The 17559-nt window shown below is 61.4% G+C and carries 17 protein-coding genes and 2 tRNA genes; 10 read left to right on the top strand and 9 right to left on the bottom strand.

Annotated elements, in window-relative coordinates; all coding sequences use genetic code 11:
• Together GXB81_RS14700 and GXB81_RS14705 are read right to left on the bottom strand one after the other, a co-directional pair.
• The coding region (locus GXB81_RS14700) for a DUF932 domain-containing protein (protein ID WP_205989575.1) at positions 1-703 on the bottom strand (703 nt) is incomplete at its 3' end.
• 387 nt (positions 704-1090) lie between these two features.
• Positions 1091-1420, bottom strand: coding sequence for a hypothetical protein (locus GXB81_RS14705; RefSeq protein WP_205989577.1), 330 nt, complete (start codon positions 1418-1420; stop codon positions 1091-1093).
• 64 nt (positions 1421-1484) lie between these two features.
• Between GXB81_RS14705 and GXB81_RS14710 the strand changes: the two genes are divergently transcribed.
• Positions 1485-1802 carry a hypothetical protein gene (locus tag GXB81_RS14710; RefSeq protein ID WP_205989579.1) on the top strand — a complete coding sequence of 106 codons (318 nt, stop codon included), beginning with the start codon at positions 1485-1487 and terminating at the stop codon, positions 1800-1802.
• A gap of 24 nt (positions 1803-1826) precedes the next feature.
• Here GXB81_RS14710 and GXB81_RS14715 read toward each other — a convergent pair whose 3' ends face one another.
• Both GXB81_RS14715 and GXB81_RS14720 read right to left on the bottom strand, forming a co-directional pair.
• On the bottom strand, positions 1827-2705 hold the full coding sequence (locus GXB81_RS14715; RefSeq protein WP_205989581.1) for an IclR family transcriptional regulator: 879 nt from the start codon (positions 2703-2705) through the stop codon (positions 1827-1829).
• 185 nt (positions 2706-2890) lie between these two features.
• Positions 2891-3787, bottom strand: a complete 897-nt coding sequence (locus tag GXB81_RS14720) for an amidohydrolase family protein (protein WP_345889915.1) — start codon at positions 3785-3787, stop codon at positions 2891-2893.
• A gap of 204 nt (positions 3788-3991) precedes the next feature.
• Between GXB81_RS14720 and GXB81_RS14725 the strand changes: the two genes are divergently transcribed.
• From GXB81_RS14725 to GXB81_RS14755, 7 genes are all read left to right on the top strand, one after another.
• Positions 3992-5329 (top strand): acyclic terpene utilization AtuA family protein, encoded by a 1338-nt coding sequence (locus GXB81_RS14725; RefSeq protein ID WP_205989582.1) that lies wholly within the window; start codon positions 3992-3994, stop codon positions 5327-5329.
• A complete protein-coding gene (locus GXB81_RS14730; RefSeq protein ID WP_167038659.1) occupies positions 5326-5652 on the top strand; it encodes a hypothetical protein in 327 nt (108 codons plus the stop codon). Before GXB81_RS14725 ends, GXB81_RS14730 begins: the two co-directional genes overlap by 4 nt.
• Positions 5653-5709: 57 nt before the next feature.
• Positions 5710-7098 (top strand): MFS transporter, encoded by a 1389-nt coding sequence (locus GXB81_RS14735; RefSeq protein ID WP_205989584.1) that lies wholly within the window; start codon positions 5710-5712, stop codon positions 7096-7098.
• Positions 7099-7237: 139 nt separating this feature from the next.
• The gene (locus GXB81_RS14740; RefSeq protein ID WP_241016371.1) at positions 7238-8332 is read left to right on the top strand and encodes a porin; all 1095 of its coding nucleotides are present in this window, start codon (positions 7238-7240) and stop codon (positions 8330-8332) included.
• 86 nt (positions 8333-8418) lie between these two features.
• Positions 8419-9225: an SDR family NAD(P)-dependent oxidoreductase gene (locus tag GXB81_RS14745; protein ID WP_205989586.1), complete on the top strand. Its 807-nt coding sequence runs from the start codon at positions 8419-8421 to the stop codon at positions 9223-9225.
• Positions 9226-9280: 55 nt separating this feature from the next.
• The gene (locus GXB81_RS14750; RefSeq protein ID WP_167284730.1) at positions 9281-9796 is read left to right on the top strand and encodes a carboxymuconolactone decarboxylase family protein; all 516 of its coding nucleotides are present in this window, start codon (positions 9281-9283) and stop codon (positions 9794-9796) included.
• A gap of 54 nt (positions 9797-9850) precedes the next feature.
• Complete coding sequence (locus GXB81_RS14755) at positions 9851-10783, top strand: 3-keto-5-aminohexanoate cleavage protein (RefSeq protein ID WP_205989588.1); 933 nt, start codon at positions 9851-9853, stop codon at positions 10781-10783.
• A gap of 198 nt (positions 10784-10981) precedes the next feature.
• On the opposite strand, the gene GXB81_RS14760 is transcribed toward GXB81_RS14755, so the two are convergent.
• From GXB81_RS14760 to GXB81_RS14770, 3 genes are all read right to left on the bottom strand, one after another.
• Positions 10982-12208 (bottom strand): integrase arm-type DNA-binding domain-containing protein, encoded by a 1227-nt coding sequence (locus GXB81_RS14760; RefSeq protein ID WP_205989589.1) that lies wholly within the window; start codon positions 12206-12208, stop codon positions 10982-10984.
• Positions 12209-12367: 159 nt separating this feature from the next.
• Positions 12368-12454 (bottom strand) — tRNA-Leu (locus GXB81_RS14765).
• A 225-nt stretch (positions 12455-12679) separates the two neighbouring features.
• Positions 12680-12766 (bottom strand) — tRNA-Leu (locus tag GXB81_RS14770).
• Positions 12767-13140: 374 nt separating this feature from the next.
• On the opposite strand from GXB81_RS14770, the gene rnr reads away from it, so the two are divergent.
• Both rnr and rlmB read left to right on the top strand, forming a co-directional pair.
• Positions 13141-15636 carry a ribonuclease R gene (gene rnr / locus GXB81_RS14775; protein ID WP_167283482.1) on the top strand — a complete coding sequence of 832 codons (2496 nt, stop codon included), beginning with the start codon at positions 13141-13143 and terminating at the stop codon, positions 15634-15636.
• A 229-nt stretch (positions 15637-15865) separates the two neighbouring features.
• On the top strand, positions 15866-16609 hold the full coding sequence (gene rlmB / locus GXB81_RS14780) for a 23S rRNA (guanosine(2251)-2'-O)-methyltransferase RlmB (RefSeq protein WP_167038645.1): 744 nt from the start codon (positions 15866-15868) through the stop codon (positions 16607-16609).
• 104 nt (positions 16610-16713) lie between these two features.
• On the opposite strand, the gene GXB81_RS14785 is transcribed toward rlmB, so the two are convergent.
• The gene (locus tag GXB81_RS14785; RefSeq protein ID WP_205989591.1) at positions 16714-17028 is read right to left on the bottom strand and encodes a hypothetical protein; all 315 of its coding nucleotides are present in this window, start codon (positions 17026-17028) and stop codon (positions 16714-16716) included.
• Positions 17029-17270: 242 nt separating this feature from the next.
• Complete coding sequence (locus GXB81_RS14790; protein ID WP_241016373.1) at positions 17271-17537, bottom strand: contact-dependent growth inhibition system immunity protein; 267 nt, start codon at positions 17535-17537, stop codon at positions 17271-17273.
• Between the last annotated feature and the right edge of the window lie 22 nt (positions 17538-17559).

Consider the following 17559-nt stretch of genomic DNA (forward strand, 5'->3'; position numbering starts at 1 on the left):
CTTTGGTGAGGTTTTCCTGCACGCGGTTAAAGACCGTCCAGAGGTCGTCGCGGCGATCCTCGAAGCGACGCGGAGCGAGCAACTGGTTTTCGGTGATGGGGGCCGGTGCCTCTGCGTCGGTCGGGTCGTAGCGCAGGGCGAGCGCGGAGCGGGCAAACGCCTGCTGTTCGTCGCGATCGAGCGTCACGTCGCGCATGGCGTCCTTCTGCTCGCGGATCAGGTCGAAGCCGTCGAGCACATCGAATGCGCCGTTGATGACGTTCTGCACGATGTTGCCCTTGTGCGGCACGCGGATATCGACAACGTTCTCGCCCGCGACCATGCCGTTCTGGCAGACGAAGCGCAGCACGCCCGCGAGCATCTGGTAGCTGCTGGTGCCGTCGTGCGAGTTCAGGAGGACGATGTCGTTGGCTTCGTCGCCGTTGATCTGGTCGGCGTGGCGAAGGCGAAGCATGTGCTTCGTGTATTCGCGTCTGCCCTGATCGCGCACGCGGGTCTGACAGATCATGAACGGCTGGAAACCTTCGTTGCGCAGGCCGCGCAGTACGTCGATGGTGGGAATGTAGGTGTAGCGTTCCGAGCGGCTTGCGTGCTTGCCGTCCGCGAAGATGGACGGCGCGACGCGCAGAATCTGGTCGTCCGACAGGGGCGAGTCGGCCCGAAGCATCGGTGAACCGTAACGGAAAGAGGAAGTGAGTTGCATGACTATCTCCACAGCTAGAGGGTTGACGTACGGGCTGTGGGATGGCCCTGGTGCTTACGCGGGAAACCTTCCCGGTGGAACTCGGGGTTGGCTTCTGCTTTTGCCTGACACCCTGTTTCCTGCCCGTGCGACCCAGGGAGCCGGGGGCGGGGCGGTGTCAAGGAAAGAGGCGAGGGATGGTGCGGGCAACACGGTTCTTCGCCCCCGCCCTCGGCTACGGTCGCGGGACAGGGCAGGAAACGGGGCGGCAGGCAGATGCCAAGGTGCGAGTTCGACGGAAGGAATGGCGAACGCGTTTTCTGCAGCGTCAGATTGAGGTCGAGCGCGTAATCGAGTGTGTGCGCGGCCAGACGCCGCAAGCGACCCCGGCGGCGCTGCAAGATGATCCTAGGCAACTGCTTTCGGCCGCAGGCCCTCGGCGGGATCGGAGATGAGACGGTGCGTCAGCGCGAACGGGCGGGAGAGCTTTTTTCGATCCTTCGCCCGGGGCGCAAGCGGGCGCGGGAGTATCCGGCCTTGCAGGCATGGGCGGGTATTACAGGTGAGCCGTTGCGGCAGGTTCTGAAGGCGCTTGACGAGCCGGGATGCGCCGAGGCATACGCGTTTTTCACGTCGCCCAACGATCTGCTGGGTGGCCTGACACCCATCGAAGCGATGCTTGGCAAGATAGGTTCGGAAAGGGATGTCGACGACGATGCTCGACGCTTCTGTCGACATCCCCGAGCGATCGAACGGAAGCGGTCTCTCACGCAGCCTAGGCCTATGCGGCGGTGCTTGCGTCATGAGTGCTGCGTCGTCGGGCGGATTCCGAGGCCGGGACCTGGAACTTGAGCTGCTGGATACGAACAGTGAACCCCTGGTCCGCCTGTTCGCGCATCCGGGTGGGGATTGGGACCCGCCAGAAGAAAAGTACCGGAATCTGCGCGTCGACCCGCCGGCTGGGCACAAGGACGCGTTTGCCGTTCTTTATACCGGCAACACGCTGGCGACAGTCGCGATCGAGTGTCACATCCTTGCGGCGGACGCGGCCGACCGGTACCTATTTGCACCGGAGCCTTCGAAATCAACGCGAAGCGCGATGAAGACGCGAACGGATTGATGCGCCTCCAGTTCAAAATGAACCTCAGTGAAACTCGGATTTCGACGTGGGTTTGCCATCAAGGACGCCGCTAGCCCCGTTGGTCTCCCTGCGAGGATATGGACCGGTGTAGCCAAGCCTCCGGGATATGTCTTCGCCCGTGCGTTGAGTGAGTTCGCGGATGTGTGCTTCCTGTGGGCGAAGCCGATAAGTCGGCCCCGTGACGCTGACGCCGGCCAGCATGTGCCCGACTTCATTCCAGATTGGCGCCGTAATTCCGCTCATGCCTTCGAACATGTTCTCATGCGAGATCGAGATCCCGCGCTCGCGAATACGCTCCAGTTCCACGAGCAGGTCTTCTTCGTCGATGATGGTGTGCGGCGTAAATGCTTCCAGAGGGCTGCGCCTCAGATAGGTCTGGCTCCATTCGACAGGCTGATAGGCAAGCAGCAGCTTGCCTATCGAAGTGGAGTGAAGCGGACGGCGCAGTCCCACCGGAAGGGAGAATCGCACCGGCTTGCGCGTTTCAATGATCTCGATGGTTTCGGCAAGCTCTTCGTCTTCGGCGAGAATGCCGAGCTGCACCGTTTCGCCGATATTCGCGAAGAGCGCCTGCAATGCAGGGCGCGCAGTCGGCAGGAAGCGTTCCTTGGCGGTTATCGCCGCGGCGATCGCGTAGGTCTCCGTGCCGAGACGGTACATGCCCGATACGTTGATGACGTAGCTCGATGCCTCGAGCGAGCGGAGGAGCGTGAGGAGGCTGGTCTTCGGCAGGTGCGTCAGGGCGGCCAGTCTGGCCAGCGTCAAGCCGTTCGTGCTGATCGCCAGTTCGTAAATTACCTGCAGCACCCGGGCGGGCGAGCGTGTCGTCTCGTATTGTTTGCGCGAAGTTATGCCTTCCGCGTCGGACTTGTATCTGTTCATCACCGTGTCTTGGCGGAATCCGGGAATTGCGTTGACCTGTGTTCCGCGCCGGGCGGCGGGCTCCCGTTCACCGCAGCCACCGGCAGGTCATTATAGCGGAAGCAATTTTCCGGAGGCCGGGGCTCGAGTGGGCCTCCGCGCGGCGTCGCGCGGAGGTGCGGGCCGCGTCGGCCGTGATGCGGCGATCAGCCTTGCTGGTCCTGGAAGTAAAGCTGAGCGGGGTTGTCGACGAGGATGCCATGAAGCGTTGCCGGATCCTGCGCCCACTGCGCGAGCCGGTTCAACAGTTGCCCGTCGTCCGGAACGTCCTCTTCGTACGAGACGTGCGGCCAGTCGCTGCCCCACAAAACCCGTTGCGCATTGATGGACACGAGCGCGCGGGCGCGTTCGTCGTCGGGCGAGAAACGCCATGCCGAGAGCTTGACCCACGCCTTGCCTTCAGAGAGCAGATCGTGAAGGCCGCGAAAGCCCGGTGATGTCATCGAACTTCCCTGATACACATGCGCCATGTGATCGAACACGACCGGCACGGGCAGCCGCCGCAACAGGGGGATGAGTGCTTCGATATCCTCAGAATCGATGAAAAGCTGGACATGCCAGCCGAACGGCTGGATTTTCGCGGCGATCTCAGCGATCTCATCCACGCTCGTTCCCCCCGCCACGACGCGCTGGAGCCGCACGCCTCGTGCGCCGCGCGCATGCATGGCGGCGAGCGTATCTTCATCGACGTCCGGCTCGACCACGACCACCGCGCGGGCATGCTCGCCCATTTGCTCTGCCGAGTCCAGCGTGCACGCGTTGTCTTTCGCGAAGAAGCTCGGTTGGACGATCACGTTTCGTTCGATGCCGGTTGCACGCTTCATGCCGAGGTAGTCGCCCAGCGTCGACTCGGGCGGTTGCAGCGAGCGCGTTTCGCGCAACGGGTACTGCCCGAATGGTCCGACGATGTGCATGTGGGTGTCGCACGCACCGGGCGGAACCGCGAAGGACGGCGGTTGGATATCTCGACGGAATCCGAGTGGGTTCGCACGGGGTGGCGTTCGATTGACGGTCATGGTCTTGGGTCGGGAGGGCCGGTTCACACAGGCTCGGTGTTTTCGGAACGGCGGTGGCCGGTGGCCGGGTCGCCAGCTTGTGTTTTCATGCTAGGCATTCCGATATCGGACGTCAATATAAAATTCGGAACAAAACTTGTTGACGGTTCCTGAACTCGTGCGGTTTAATGTTCCGAAATAAGAACGAATATTGATTTTCGGAACAAAATTTGCCGAAACAGGAGACATGACATGGCGGGACAAGTGGTGCGTATCGGCGCTGGGGCAGGCTTTGCCGGAGACCGGATCGATCCGGCGCGCGATCTCGCCGAGCGCGGCAATCTGGACTACCTCATATTCGAGTGCCTGGCGGAGCGCACGCTGGCCTATGGGCATTTGCAGCGGGCGCAGGACTCGGCCCGTGGCTACAACCCGCTGCTGGAGAAGCGGCTGAACGCGGTGCTTCCCGCCTGCATGGCGTACGGCACGACGATCGTCACCAACATGGGGGTCGCGAATCCACGGGCCGCAGCCTACGTCGCGATTGAGGCCGCTCGCAGGATGGGCCTGCGCATTCGCGTGGCCGTGGTCGAGGGCGACGACGTGACTGCCCGCATTTCCGATGCGACGTTCTTGCCCGAGATCGGCAGGACGGTTGGCGAGTCCGGCTTGCGCCTTGTCGGCGCGAACGCGTATCTGGGCGCGGAAGCCATTCTTCCGGCGCTGGACGCGGAACCCCACCTCGTGATCACCGGACGCGTCGCCGATCCCTCGCTCTTTCTCGCGCCGCTGGCGCATCGCTACGGCTGGAAGCTCGACGACTGGGCGACGCTCGGGGCGGGCACGGCCGTGGGCCATCTGCTCGAATGCACCACACAGGTCACGGGCGGCTACTTTGCCGACCCGCCGTATAAAACCGTGCCAAATCTCGCGTACGTGGGTTTTCCGCTTGCCGAGGTCGATGCCGACGGAAGCGCCGTCATTACGAAGCTGGAACGGACCGGTGGATGCGTCACCGACCTGACCGTGAAAGAACAATTGCTTTACGAGGTGCATGACCCGAGCGCGTATCTCACGCCTGACGTGACCGCCGACTTTTCCAACGTCCGCCTCGACGATACCGGCGGCGACCGGGTCGCTGTCAGCGGTGCAACAGGGCGCGCGCGTCCCGACCGGCTGAAGGCGATCGTCGGCTTCGACGGCGGCTTCCTGGCGGAGGCGGAGTTCAGCTATGCCGGCCCTGGCGCGGTGCAGCGCGCGCAGCTCGCAGCGGCAATCGTCGAAGAGCGCATGCGCAACGTTCACGGCTGCGACGAACGCATCCGCCTCGATCTGATCGGCGTGAATGCGCTGCACGCCACCGCCATCCGCCGGCCGGTCGAGACGCAGGACGTGCGTTTGCGGGCGGCGATGCGTACCGGTAGCCGCGACATGGCGCAGACGCTTCTGTCCGAAGTCGAAAGCCTGTGGGTTGCGGGGCCCGCGGGCGGCGGCGGTTACCGGGGCAGTGTCAATGCTTCGGTCACGACACAGGCCGTGTATGTCGGCCGCGATTCTATCGAGACGAAGGTGGAGGTGTTGCAGTCATGAAAAGAACGGTCCCGCTCCGTGAGATTGCGTCGGCCCGTACCGGCGACAAGGGCAATGTGTCCTGTGTCTCGGTCTGGCCTTATGACCCTAAGCATTACGAAGATATCAAGGCTTCCTTGACGGCGGAGCGCATCGCGAAAGCCTGGCCGGATCTATTCCGGGGCCCGGTCGAGCGTTTCGAGATCCCCGCGCTCCAGGGTCTCAATTTCGTGATCCACGATGCGCTGGAGGGCGGCGTGAACGCTTCGCTGAATCTGGATTTTCATGGCAAATCGTTCAGCTTCCTGCTGCTGGAGCTACCAGTCGAAGTGAGCGATCTCTAACTTTGCGGCGGGAACGGACGATTATCCGAATACATAAAATAAATTCAGGAGACAAAAATGCAGAACACGGTTTATGCCGCGACGCGGCTCGACAGATTACCGCTGAGCGCTTTTCACTGGCGCCTGTTTTTTCTGATCGGAACCGGGTTATTTCTCGATGCTTTCGACGTTTATCTGGGCGGTGTCGTCACCGGCACGCTGCTCAAATCCGGCTGGTCGACGCTGGAGTTGAATGCCTGGTTTACGACACTCACCTTCGCCGGCCTGACGGTGGGCGCGTGGTGCGCGGGTGTGCTCGGCGACCGCTTTGGCCGGCGCTTTTCGTATCAGCTCAATCTGCTCATTTTCGGTGGCGCGTCGATTGCTGCGACCTTCGCGCCGAGCATGTACTGGCTCATCGCGCTACGGTTCATCATGGGAATTGGCATGGGGGCCGAGATCGTCGTCTCGTACGGCATGCTCTCTGAGTTCGTGCCGCCCCGCTATCGCGGCCGGCTGCTGGCCGCGCTTTCCCTTTTTGCGAATTCAGCGGTGTTTGTCGCGTCACTGGCCAGCCTGTGGATCATTCCGGCTTTCGGCTGGCGCTACATGTTCGCGGTCACCGGGGTGGCCGCCGGCATCGTCTGGTTGATGCGCAAGAAAATGCCCGAGTCGCCGCGCTGGCTCGTCAGCCAGGGGCGCTTCGACGAAGCGCAGGCGGTGCTGGAGGCGATCGAATCTTCCGTTGCCCGCAAGCATGCTCTGCCCGACTACCTGCGCGAAGATCCCGTGCAGCCCGAGGCCGTGCCGCTCGGCGTGCTCTTCAGGACGCCGGTGGTGTGGCGCACGATTGTCGGCTCACTGATCATGGTGACGATCGGATACAGCATCTACGGGCTGATCAACTGGCTGCCGTCGTTTTTCGTGCACCAGGGTTTCAATATCGTGAAGTCGCTGACCTATAGCACGGTCATGTCGCTCGGCGCGCCGGCCGGCACGATTATCGGCATATTCGTTGCGGACCGGTTGGGCCGGCGCCCGGCGATCATTGGCGCGGCGCTCGCAACGGCCGTCATCGGGCTGGCCTACCAGCACACGACGTCGAGCACGGCGCTGCTGTTCGCCGGTTTTTGTCTCGTTGCGGGAATCTACGTTCTGGTGGCGGTCGGCCAGGGCGCCTACGTGCCGGAGCTGTTCGCAACGCCGTACCGGCTGCGTGGCAGCGGCATTTGCGGCACGGCTGGCCGCGCGGCCAGCGCGCTGTGCCAGTTCTTCGTGCTCTGGCTCTTCACGGTGGGCGGCGTGAACATGGTGGTCGGGTCGGTGGTGGGCATCCAGTTGCTGTTGGCGGTGATGGTCTGGCTACTGAAAATCGAGACGAGCGGATTGCGCCTGGAGGAGACAGTGGGCGATGGCGCGAGCTTCGGGGCACAGGATCAGCAAGGCGCGGTCAATGTCAGTCACTGAGCGCTAAAGAGCGACGGCAGTGCGGATTCGGTGGGGTTCAGAGTATAGATTATTTAGTCATGCGAACTTAAAAGATGGCATGAACCACCGTAGCGGAACAGATCATCGGAGGCAGGGCGTTGCCATGAAAATACGTTACATGATCGGGGCAGTGGCATTGAGTCTTTATGCTTCGAGCGCGTGGAGCCAGTCGTCGGTCACGCTTTACGGGTTGATTGACGAAGCGATCCGGTACGACAACCATCAGACGCCGTCCGGTGGTCACAACATCACGATGGGTACGGGCGGTGCGATTTTGGGGAGCCGCTGGGGATTGCGCGGCGTCGAAGATCTGGGCGCCGGGACGAAGGCCATCTTCACGCTGGAGTCGGGCTTCATTGCGAATACGGGCGCCATGGCGTTTCCCACGCCGAGCGGGCAAACCCGCATATTCGGGCGGCAAGCCTTTGTCGGACTGTCGAAAACGGGCTGGGGCACGCTGACGTTCGGCAGGCAATATCTGCTCGCCTATTTAATGGGTGCGTCGCACGACACATTCGCATTCGCCAACTATGCGGCGACCTGGGGGTTCCAGGCGGCCGGGCTGGTGGGCGGCGCACGGCTCGACAACACCGTGCAGTACAGCTCGGACAACTTTCACGGATTCAGGCTGAACGGGGCTTACACGTTTGGCGGCGTGGCCGGTGACATCCATCGCAATTCGTCGCCGGCGGTGAGTGTCGGCTATGACAACGGCGCGCTCAGCGTGGGCGTCGCGTACCAGATCGTCAACGACATCGGCGGCGAAGTACCGGCGAATAGCGGGTACGGGAACACGTATTTCGGCATTGCCATTCCACAAAGTTCGCAAAAGATTTTCATGGCCGGCGCGACCTGGACGCTCAGCAACGCCGCACTGTACGCGCAATATATTTACAGCCATGTTTATTCGGCGGATTACCGGAACGATTCGATGTCGCTGGGCGCAGCGTACCGGTTCAGCCCGGCATGGGAAATTCGCGATGCGGTCTACGTCGATATCTTGCATCACGCGGCAGGCGAGGGCGCGAGAATTACCACCGGCCCCATTCTGTTCTATCACGTCTCCAAGCGGACGGACCTCTATACCGGATTCAACTACAACCACCTGAGCGGCCAGTGGACGAAGCTGGCGTCGACCAGCGGATTTACCCAGTCTTTTAACGGCTACAACTCGCTGTTTGAAGGCGTGCTTGGGATGATTCACCGATTCTGACCGGATATGCGTGCGTACGCGGCTTCTCGTTCGCGAAGCACAGCATTTCTGTTTTACGCAAGCGCAGCTAGTTTGGAGGAAACGCAATGAACTCGGCAGGAAGGCTGGAAGGCAAGATCGCGCTCGTCACGGGCGCTGGATGCATCGGACCCGGATGGGGCAATGGGCGCGCAATCGCTGTACGGTTTGCCGCCGAGGGCGCGCATGTCGTCGCGATCGATCGCGACCTCGCATCGATGGATGAGACGCTGGAGCTGATCCGGCAGTCGGGAGGGCAGGTCACGCCATACGAGTGCGACGTGACCGACAGCGGGGCGATCGCCCAACTCGTCGCGCAAAGCACGGCGCGCCTGGGCCGCATCGACGTGCTCGTGAACAACGTGGGGGCGCCGGCGCCAGGGGGGCCTGTGCAGCTGAGCGAGGCGCAGTGGGAAAAGCAACTGGAGCTGAACCTGACGACAACCTACCTGATGTGCCGGCACGTGTTGCCGGTGATGGAGCAGCAGGGCGCCGGCGCGATCGTCAATATCGCTTCGACGTCGGGCATTCGCTGGACGGGCGCTGCGCAGGTCGGTTATGCGGCAGCCAAAGCCGGCGTGATCCAGATGACGCGTGTCGTGGCGGTCGAGTACGCGCAAAAAAATATCCGCGTGAACTCGGTGGTGCCAGGGCTGCTGCATACGCCGCTGGTCGACACGACGGTCGCCCGCAACCAGACCGGCGGCGATGTTGAATTGCTGCTGAGCAAGCGTAAGGCACGCATCCCGATGCCATTCATGGGCGATGGCCGGGACACGGCCAACGCCGCGCTGTTTCTCGCGTCGGACGAGGCCCGTTTCATCACGGGCACCGAAATCGTCGTAGACGGCGGCATGAGCGCGCGCTGCGACTGACGCGAAACGGCGCTTGCGCATTTCGCCCCTTTCTGCAACTCAATACGGAGTTTCCATGGCACGCATTCCCTATCCCGATCTCAGCGCCGGTGAAATCGCGCCGCTGGTCGATCGCATCGTCGCCGAGCGCGGCCGGATGCTCAATCTCTATTCCATGCTGCTGCACAGCCCGCCCGTTTGCGAGGGCTGGCTCTCGTTCCTGACCGCGATTCGCCAGCGTTCTTCGCTGCCCGCGCGGGTACGCGAGATGATCATCATGCGTATCGCGGTCATCAACGACGCCGACTACGAATTCCAGCAGCATCGTCCTATTGCGCTGTCCGTTGGCGTGAGCGAGGAAGAAATCGACGCGTTGCGAATGGGCCGTCTGAACGGATTCGACGACCGCGACCGGGCGGTGCTCGCCTACTGCGACTCGATGACGAAAAACGTGCACGTGCCGGACGACATCTTCGCGGCTGTACGGCGTCACTTTGATGATCGGGAACTTGTCGAAGTGACCGCGACGGTCGGAGCATACAACCTGGTGTCGAGGTTTCTCGAAGCGCTCCATGTGGATCACGACGATTAGCGTGCTCACGCGCATCGATATCGCTTTACGACGAAACTGTCTGGAAGAACATCCATGAATCATTCAAGGAAGGTCATCATTACCTGCGCGGTCACGGGATCCATTCATACGCCCACGATGTCGCAGTATCTGCCCGTTACTGCTGAGCAGATCGCGCAGGCGGCGGTGGACGCTGCCGAAGCGGGCGCATCGATCGTCCACCTTCATGCAAGGAACCCCGCCGACGGGCGGCCGACTCAGGACCCTGAAGCATTCGGTGCGTTTCTGGGCGAGATCCGGCGACGCTCCAACGTGGTCGTCAACATTACGACCGGCGGCAGTCCGCACATGAGCGTGCAGGAGCGCCTGAGGCCAGCGCTGCACTTCGCGCCGGAACTGGCCTCGCTGAACATGGGGTCGATGAATTTCGGGCTGTATCCGATGCTGGACCGATATGCGCAATTCGATCACGCATGGGAGCGCGAGCATCTCGAGAAAAGCCGCGATCTGGTCTTTCGCAACACGTTCGCCGATATCGAAACGGTTCTCACCTCATGCAGTGCGCAGGGTACGCGTTTCGAGTTCGAGTGCTATGACACATCGCACCTCTACAATCTCGCGCATTTCGTCGATCGCGGGCTCGTCAAACCGCCATTCTTCGTGCAGAGCGTTTTCGGGCTGCTTGGCGGGATCGGCTCGCATCCCGAAGACCTTGCGCATATGAAGCGGACGGCCGACCGGCTGTTTGGCGCCGACTACGTATGGTCCATTCTCGGTGCGGGACGCAACCAGATGCGCCTCGCCGCGATCGGCGCGGCTCAGGCATCCTGCGTGCGCGTGGGGCTTGAGGACTCGCTTTGGATCGCCCCCGGCGAACTCGCGAAAAGCAACGCTTCTCAGGTTGAGCAGGTGTGCAAGATTTTGGCAGGGCTTGCGCTCGATGTGGCAACGCCGGACGAAGCGCGGGCGATGCTGGGGCTCAAAGGCTCGGACAACGTTCGGTTCTAGATCGCGGGAGCCGCTCGCACGGCAGGGATCTGGTGCAAATCGCGCGGATGTGAATCGGTTAGTCGTGCAGAACGGCAAGTCACTGATGCATGTGGCACCGGATCGTGGCAAACGTAGCGGAGGGCCGTGTCGGGTTGAGTAGTTTTACGGCAAGCGGGGGCAGGGAGGACAAATCTGGAGGGTGACGGAACAGCAGTTTCAATCGACTGCGCCACCGGCTGGCGTTGTTCTGCATAGCCCGTCGATATAGTCCGCCCACTCCTGCATCACTCTGCGACGACCGTCGTCGAAAGTTGTCCTGTCGTAGGCCTTCTGCACGTCGCCTCGTTTGGCGTGTGCGAGTTGCGCTTCGAGAACATCGATGTCGATGCCGAGCCGCTCCCGGCCAACGGTCCGCAGCATGCCGCGGAACCCATGAGTAGCGTGTTTTCCCTGGAAACCCATCTCGCGCAGGGCCTTGCTTAACGCGTCGCGATGTAAATGCGGAGTCTTCTGACGAGCCGGAGACGGAAACACATAGTGTCCGCGGCCTGTAAGCGACTGCAATTCGCCGAGCAACGCAACCGCTTGCTTGGGTAGAGGCACAATATGGTCGTGGCGCATCTTCATCCGCACGGCCAGAACATGCCATTCGCCCGCTTTCAGGTCAATTTCGTCCCACGGTGCAGATGCGACCACGCCGGGGCGTAAGCCCGTGAGCATGGTCAGTTTCAGTGCGGCCCTGGTAATCGGCGACTTGTAGGTATTGATGGCTTGCACTAGCGAGGCGATCTCGGTGGGTTTCGTAATCGCCGGGATGTGGCCTTTCTCGTGTCGCGGGATGACGCCGCGCAGCGACAACGGAACACCGTCGTCTCGCAGGCTATGGTGGATCGCATACGTCACGATGCCGCCGACGTATTGGCGAGCCTTCGTTGCGAGATTGGGGGCATGCGCCGCTATTGCTTCCAACACCGGTTTGACTTCCGACGTCGCGAGCGTCGAAATGGGCTTGCTGCGTAATGGCGGGATCAGGTATTGCCGAACTACGAACTCCGCTTTGCGGTAAGTCTCGTCGGCCCACTCCTTGCGCTTGAACGCGAGCCAATTCTCCGCGACGAGACCGAACGCTCCTTCAGCGATGCGTTTGCGTGCAGCGGCCTCGGCTCTGCGATGCTCGACCGGATCAGTACCATCACGCACGAGACTACGCGTAATCGCAGCTGACTTGCGCGCGTCGACGAGTGTAACTTCGGGATAGGGACCAAGACTGAGAAAGTTCTCCTTTCCCGTACTCGGGCGACGATAACGGAGCAGCCACGTTTTGCTTCCGTCCGGCCAGATGCGCGGGGCAAGCCCGTTACCGTCCGAGAGCAGGTAAGGGCGTTCGCGCGGTTTGGCGACGCGAAACACTACTTCGGACTTCGGTTCGGCGTGTTTGGGCATCGCTCGGTACCTCGATTCCGTGTATACGCAAGAAAGAGTGTACGCAAAAATCGCCGATGCCACCGGTATATGACGGCTGTCCACGGAAACAAAAAACCCCGTAAGACTTTGATCTTACGGGGTTTCTCGAACTACTGCGGCTTACGCCGGAACAACCGTTGGTGCCCAGGAGAGGACTCGAACCTCCACGGTGTTGCCACCGCTAGGACCTGAACCTAGTGCGTCTACCAATTCCGCCACCTGGGCACGTCTTCAAGCTAGACCGCTATTCTAGCGTGACGATCAAGTTTGTCAATCCCTGCTTCAAACAAACTTTCCTGTCCGCCCGGTCGAATCGCGCAGCGAAGTTGCTTTCGCGACCGATCCCCCCGTCCTGCTCATCCGAGCCGACCGATCGTAAACAGCCTGTCGGACTACCGGGTCTTACACAAAAAAGTAGAGCCGCCCAGAAGGCGGCTCTACTTTTGAATCTGGTGCCCAAGAGAGGACTCGAACCTCCACAGTGTTGCCACCGCTAGGACCTGAACCTAGTGCGTCTACCAATTTCGCCACCTGGGCAGGTGATGAACAGCAAAGAACGCCATTATAGCGACCGATTCAGGTCTGTCAAGCATCGCGCCAAAGTCGATCGAAGCCCGGCGCAAGCTGTCGCGCCATGTCCGGCAGAGGTCGCAGACGCCCCGCTTGGCGCGCGGCACGGGTGTTAGAATGCCTCGCAGTACTGCGTTGGCCTCTGTCGTTCGTTGGCATATCGGCAGGGCCTCGAGCGGGAGCCGGCGCTTCGCCGTCTCCGGTGAGTTTGCAACGCAGTCGCAGTAGAGCACGGCAGGCGCAACAACCGATGCAACGAGAGGCGCTGTGCAGTTGCAGCTTGCAACCGAGCGCATATCGCAAACGTCTAACAGGCCGGGCCCTCACGTCGGCCGACGTCCATGCAACGAGAAAAAATCATCGACAAGCCCTTGAGCAAATTTCCGTATCCGATTCCAAGCCGCGAAGAAATCCTCGGCGTGCTGCGCACGAGTGAAACGCCGCTTGCCGCGAACGACATCGCCGAAGCCTTGTCGATCAAGCGCCAGGAGCGCGAAGGATTTTTCAAGCGTCTCGGCGCGATGGAGCGCGACGGCCAGATCCGGCTCGATCAGCGCAACCTCTATCAACTCACCCATCCGTCGAACTTCGTCGCGGGCCGCGTGCAGGGGCATCGCGACGGCTACGGCTTCCTGATTCGCGACGACGGCCAGGACGACCTGTTCCTGCCCAACGGCGAAATGCAAAAGGTCATGCACAACGACCGCGTGCTCGCGCGCATCGTCGGCTATGACCGGCGCGGGCGCCCGGAAGGGCACATCGTCGAGGTCACGGACCGCGCCAACAAGCGCGTGATCGGGCGTCTGCTCAACGAGAACGGTGCGCTGATCGTCGCGCCCGAAGACAAGCGCATCGGCCACGACATCCTGATCACGCAGAACACCAAGAAGGCCAAGGTCGGCCAGGTCGTGGTGGTCGAGCTGACCGATTTCCCGAGCCGTCATTCGCAGCCGCTCGGCCGCGTGGTCGAAGTGCTCGGCGATATCGACGACCCCGGCATGGAAATCGAAATCGCGGTGCGCAAGTACGGCGTGCCGCACGAGTTCGGCGAGGCCGCGCTCGACGAAGCCGCGCGCCTGCCCGACGAAGTGCGTCCGGCCGACGTTCATCATCGCGTCGATCTGCGTGACGTGCCGCTCGTCACGATCGACGGCGAAGACGCACGCGACTTCGACGACGCGGTCTATTGCGAGCCGGTCAAGGTCGGCCGTGGCGACGGTTTCCGCCTGATCGTCGCGATCGCTGACGTGTCGCACTACGTGCATCCGAAGAGCGGGCTCGACACCGACGCGATCGAGCGCAGCACCTCGGTGTATTTCCCGCGCCGCGTGATTCCGATGCTGCCGGAGAAGCTGTCGAACGGGCTGTGCTCGCTCAATCCGCAAGTGGACCGCTGCGTGCTCGTGTGCGACATGATCGTCACCGCGCGCGGCGACGTGAAGGCCTACCAGTTCTATCCCGGCGTGATGCATTCGGCCGCGCGGCTCACTTATACGGAAGTCGCCGCGGTGCTGAAGAACACCAAGGGCCCCGAGGCGACGCGCCGCGCTACGCTGCTGCCGCAATTGCAGAATCTGTACGGCGTGTACAAGGCGTTGTTCGCGGCGCGCCAGAAACGCGGCGCGATCGACTTCGATACGACCGAGACGTACATCGTCTGCAATGCGCAGGGCAAGATCGAGCAGATCGTGCCGCGCACGCGCAACGACGCGCATAAGCTGATCGAGGAATGCATGCTGGCCGCGAACGTGTGCGCGGCCGACTTCCTCAAGCGCAACAAACATCCTGGCCTGTTCCGCGTGCATGCGGGACCGAGCGCGGAAAAGCTCGAGAATCTGCGTACGTTCCTGCGCGGCATGGGCCTGACGCTCGGCGGCGGCGACACGCCGCACGCGAGCGATTACGCGGCGCTGATGGCGCAGATCCGCGACCGGCCCGACGCGCCGATGCTGCAGACGATGCTGCTGCGCTCGATGCAGCAGGCGGTCTACAGCCCCGACAACATCGGCCACTTCGGTCTCGCGTACGAGGCCTATGCGCACTTCACGAGCCCGATTCGCCGTTACCCGGACCTGCTCACGCATCGCGCGATCTACGCGATTCTGCAGGGCCGTAAGTATCAGCCCGAGCCGCCGCACGGCGTCGAACTCAATACCGCGCTCTCGCCGCGTGCCCGCGCGATGCAGCAGGCCGACGAGGAAAAGCGCGGCACCCGCGCGCGGGCGAACAACGTCGCGATCTGGGAGGAACTCGGTCTGCACTGCTCGGCGAACGAGCGTCGCGCGGACGAAGCATCGCGCGACGTCGAAGCCTGGCTCAAGTGCTATTTCATGCGCGACAAGCTCGGCGAAGAGTATGGCGGCATGGTCAACGGCGTGACGTCGTTCGGCATCTTCGTGCAGCTCGATTCGCTGTTTATCGAAGGTCTCGTGCATGTGACCGAACTCGGTTCGGACTACTTCCAGTACGACGAGATCAAGAACGAGCTGCGTGGCGAGCGTACCGGTATTCGTTATCGCCTGTCGGATCGCGTGCGTGTGCAGGTGAGCCGCGTCGATCTCGACGCGCGCAAGATCGACTTCCGCCTCGTGCGCGACACGCCGATCAAGCCGCCCGCGTCGCGCGGCGCATCGGCCGACCGCAGCGAAGGCGGCGGGCCGCGCGTACGTGCATTGCCGGCAGAGGACAACGGCGTGCCGGTGCCGGGTCCGCGGCGCAAGAAGGCCGCGCCGGCGCAGAGCGCGGCGATCAAGGAAGCGCGCGCGGCGCGCGGCGCGGCGAAGAAGCGTAGCGCCGCGACGAAGGCGACGTCGAAGCAGGCACGCAAGAAGCGCTGAGGTCGTCGCAGTGTCCGGGCCGCGCGCAGCGGGCACGTGAAGCGTGCCGGTTGCGCGCGGTCTGCATTTGGGCGGGCAGCGGTTTGGGCGGCTGAAGTGCGAGGCGCAACAACGCCGTACGCGCGGTGGCGCGCGTGCACACTACGCAGTACGACCTCGGCACGACACAGGTTTTTATCTTCATCACAGCGGCGCGTTTGACGCGCGCCCAATCAAAGGTTGTTCAGTCATGGCACGTCTCAAGGTTTTATACGGTTTCCACGCAGTGACCGCGCGTATCCGGCACGATGCGTCGACGGTCGAAGATGTCTATTACGACGCGACGCGCAAGGACCGTCGTATGACCGAGTTCCTGCATGCCGCGAAGGAAGCGGGTGTGCGCCTGATTGCCGCCGACGAAACGCGGCTGTGGGGGCTCGCGCATACCGAGCGCCACCAGGGCGTGGTCGCGCGCGCCGGCGATCTGCCGCTCGCGCAGAACCTTGCCGAACTGCTCGACGGCATCACCGGTTCGCCGCTGATCCTCGTGCTCGACGGCGTGACTGATCCGCACAATCTCGGCGCGTGCCTGCGTGTCGCCGACGCGGCCGGCGCGCATGCAGTGATCGCACCGCGCGATCGCGCGGTGGGCCTGAACGCCACCGCGGCGAAGGTCGCGAGCGGCGCGGCCGATACCGTGCCGTACATCACCGTGACGAATCTGGCGCGCGCGCTGCGCGAACTGAAGGATGCGGGCGTGTGGGTGGTCGGTACGGCCGGCGAGGCAGAGAAGAGCGTCTACGAAACCGGACTCGACGGTCCGGTCGCGCTCGTGATGGGCGCCGAAGGCGAGGGCATGCGGCGTCTGACGCGCGAAACGTGTGACGTGATCATGCACATTCCGATGGCGGGGACGGTGGAGAGTCTGAATGTTTCGGTTGCCTCGGGGGTGTGTCTGTTCGAGGCGGTGCGGCAGAGAGCGGTGAAGAAGTAATTCCTGTTGGTCAATGGCTTCCGCCCGGAGCGCACTGGTGTTCCGGGCGGGTTGCTCGTGATGTAGCGAGAGATTCTGTTGATTGATGTGGGTAATGACGTATTCTAAATATCCAGATAACCTCGGGGGGCGCTGCTCAGATATTGGATATTAGTTTTCCCTTTTTCTTTCAGGAAGGCGACTGCGTTTCTGAACGGTGGATTATTCATATCCTGTTCTTCTATTATTCGCCACAGATCTTCGCCCTCTGATTTCATTTTCAGAAAATGAGCGTTGAATGGTTCGTCCACGTAGGCTCTGGCTATATAGTGAACGTTTTCGTCGATAAACTCGTAAATGTCGTATTCGTAATAATAATCGTACATTCCATTTTCATCGGAGTCGCTGCTGTCGATGTGGCGTGCTGATATTACTTGCATGGATATGTTATTTGAAAAAATATCTATTGTAAAAGATGATTTTTATTTGATGTAAAATGTTGCGTCATGGTGTAATGCTGCGTTAACGAGAAATTTTTAGATTGTGCTGCGTTATCCGATCCTTGTTACGCAGACTACACCATAGCCATCGGCCCTGCATACGCATCGTAGGCGATAATCCGGCGGCTCAGCTACTCCTTATTATCGCGTCAACTTGCCTGCCAAAGTGGCAGGCAAGTTGACTATTGGCTCAATAGCCACTTTAATTCGTTGAGAAAAGAAGCAGTTGTGTGACCCCAAAGTTTTGGATAAAAGCCATTGTTATAGTTTTTTTCAAAGGCTGAATCAAGATCCACTGGATGTTCATCCATGAATAAATTTATCTCTTTGATCATTTCGTAATGGTAATCTCGTGGGCTATCTCTCTTGTAGCATGAGATGATTTCCGGAATTGTATTTCCCCATAAATCAAAATCCTGATTAAAATATGCTCCAAAGAGTTCATGCATCCGTGGATAGTGATCTGATAGC

It is taken from the genome of Paraburkholderia sp. Ac-20336 (genome assembly GCF_017105025.1).
Taxonomy (GTDB): Bacteria; Pseudomonadota; Gammaproteobacteria; order Burkholderiales; family Burkholderiaceae; genus Paraburkholderia.

Excerpts from the sequence above, each read along its gene's own strand:
- GXB81_RS14705 (WP_205989577.1), bottom strand. The coding sequence starts at position 1,420 with ATGTCGACAGAAGCGTCGAGCATCGTCGTCGACATCCCTTTCCGAACC.
- GXB81_RS14710 (WP_205989579.1), top strand. The coding sequence starts at position 1,485 with ATGAGTGCTGCGTCGTCGGGCGGATTCCGAGGCCGGGACCTGGAACTT.
- GXB81_RS14715 (WP_205989581.1), bottom strand. The coding sequence starts at position 2,705 with ATGAACAGATACAAGTCCGACGCGGAAGGCATAACTTCGCGCAAACAA.
- GXB81_RS14725 (WP_205989582.1), top strand. The coding sequence starts at position 3,992 with ATGGCGGGACAAGTGGTGCGTATCGGCGCTGGGGCAGGCTTTGCCGGA.
- GXB81_RS14730 (WP_167038659.1), top strand. The coding sequence starts at position 5,326 with ATGAAAAGAACGGTCCCGCTCCGTGAGATTGCGTCGGCCCGTACCGGC.
- GXB81_RS14735 (WP_205989584.1), top strand. The coding sequence starts at position 5,710 with ATGCAGAACACGGTTTATGCCGCGACGCGGCTCGACAGATTACCGCTG.
- GXB81_RS14740 (WP_241016371.1), top strand. The coding sequence starts at position 7,238 with ATGATCGGGGCAGTGGCATTGAGTCTTTATGCTTCGAGCGCGTGGAGC.
- GXB81_RS14745 (WP_205989586.1), top strand. The coding sequence starts at position 8,419 with ATGAACTCGGCAGGAAGGCTGGAAGGCAAGATCGCGCTCGTCACGGGC.
- GXB81_RS14750 (WP_167284730.1), top strand. The coding sequence starts at position 9,281 with ATGGCACGCATTCCCTATCCCGATCTCAGCGCCGGTGAAATCGCGCCG.
- GXB81_RS14755 (WP_205989588.1), top strand. The coding sequence starts at position 9,851 with ATGAATCATTCAAGGAAGGTCATCATTACCTGCGCGGTCACGGGATCC.
- GXB81_RS14760 (WP_205989589.1), bottom strand. The coding sequence starts at position 12,208 with ATGCCCAAACACGCCGAACCGAAGTCCGAAGTAGTGTTTCGCGTCGCC.
- rnr (WP_167283482.1), top strand. The coding sequence starts at position 13,141 with ATGCAACGAGAAAAAATCATCGACAAGCCCTTGAGCAAATTTCCGTAT.
- rlmB (WP_167038645.1), top strand. The coding sequence starts at position 15,866 with ATGGCACGTCTCAAGGTTTTATACGGTTTCCACGCAGTGACCGCGCGT.
- GXB81_RS14785 (WP_205989591.1), bottom strand. The coding sequence starts at position 17,028 with ATGCAAGTAATATCAGCACGCCACATCGACAGCAGCGACTCCGATGAA.
- GXB81_RS14790 (WP_241016373.1), bottom strand. The coding sequence starts at position 17,537 with ATGCATGAACTCTTTGGAGCATATTTTAATCAGGATTTTGATTTATGG.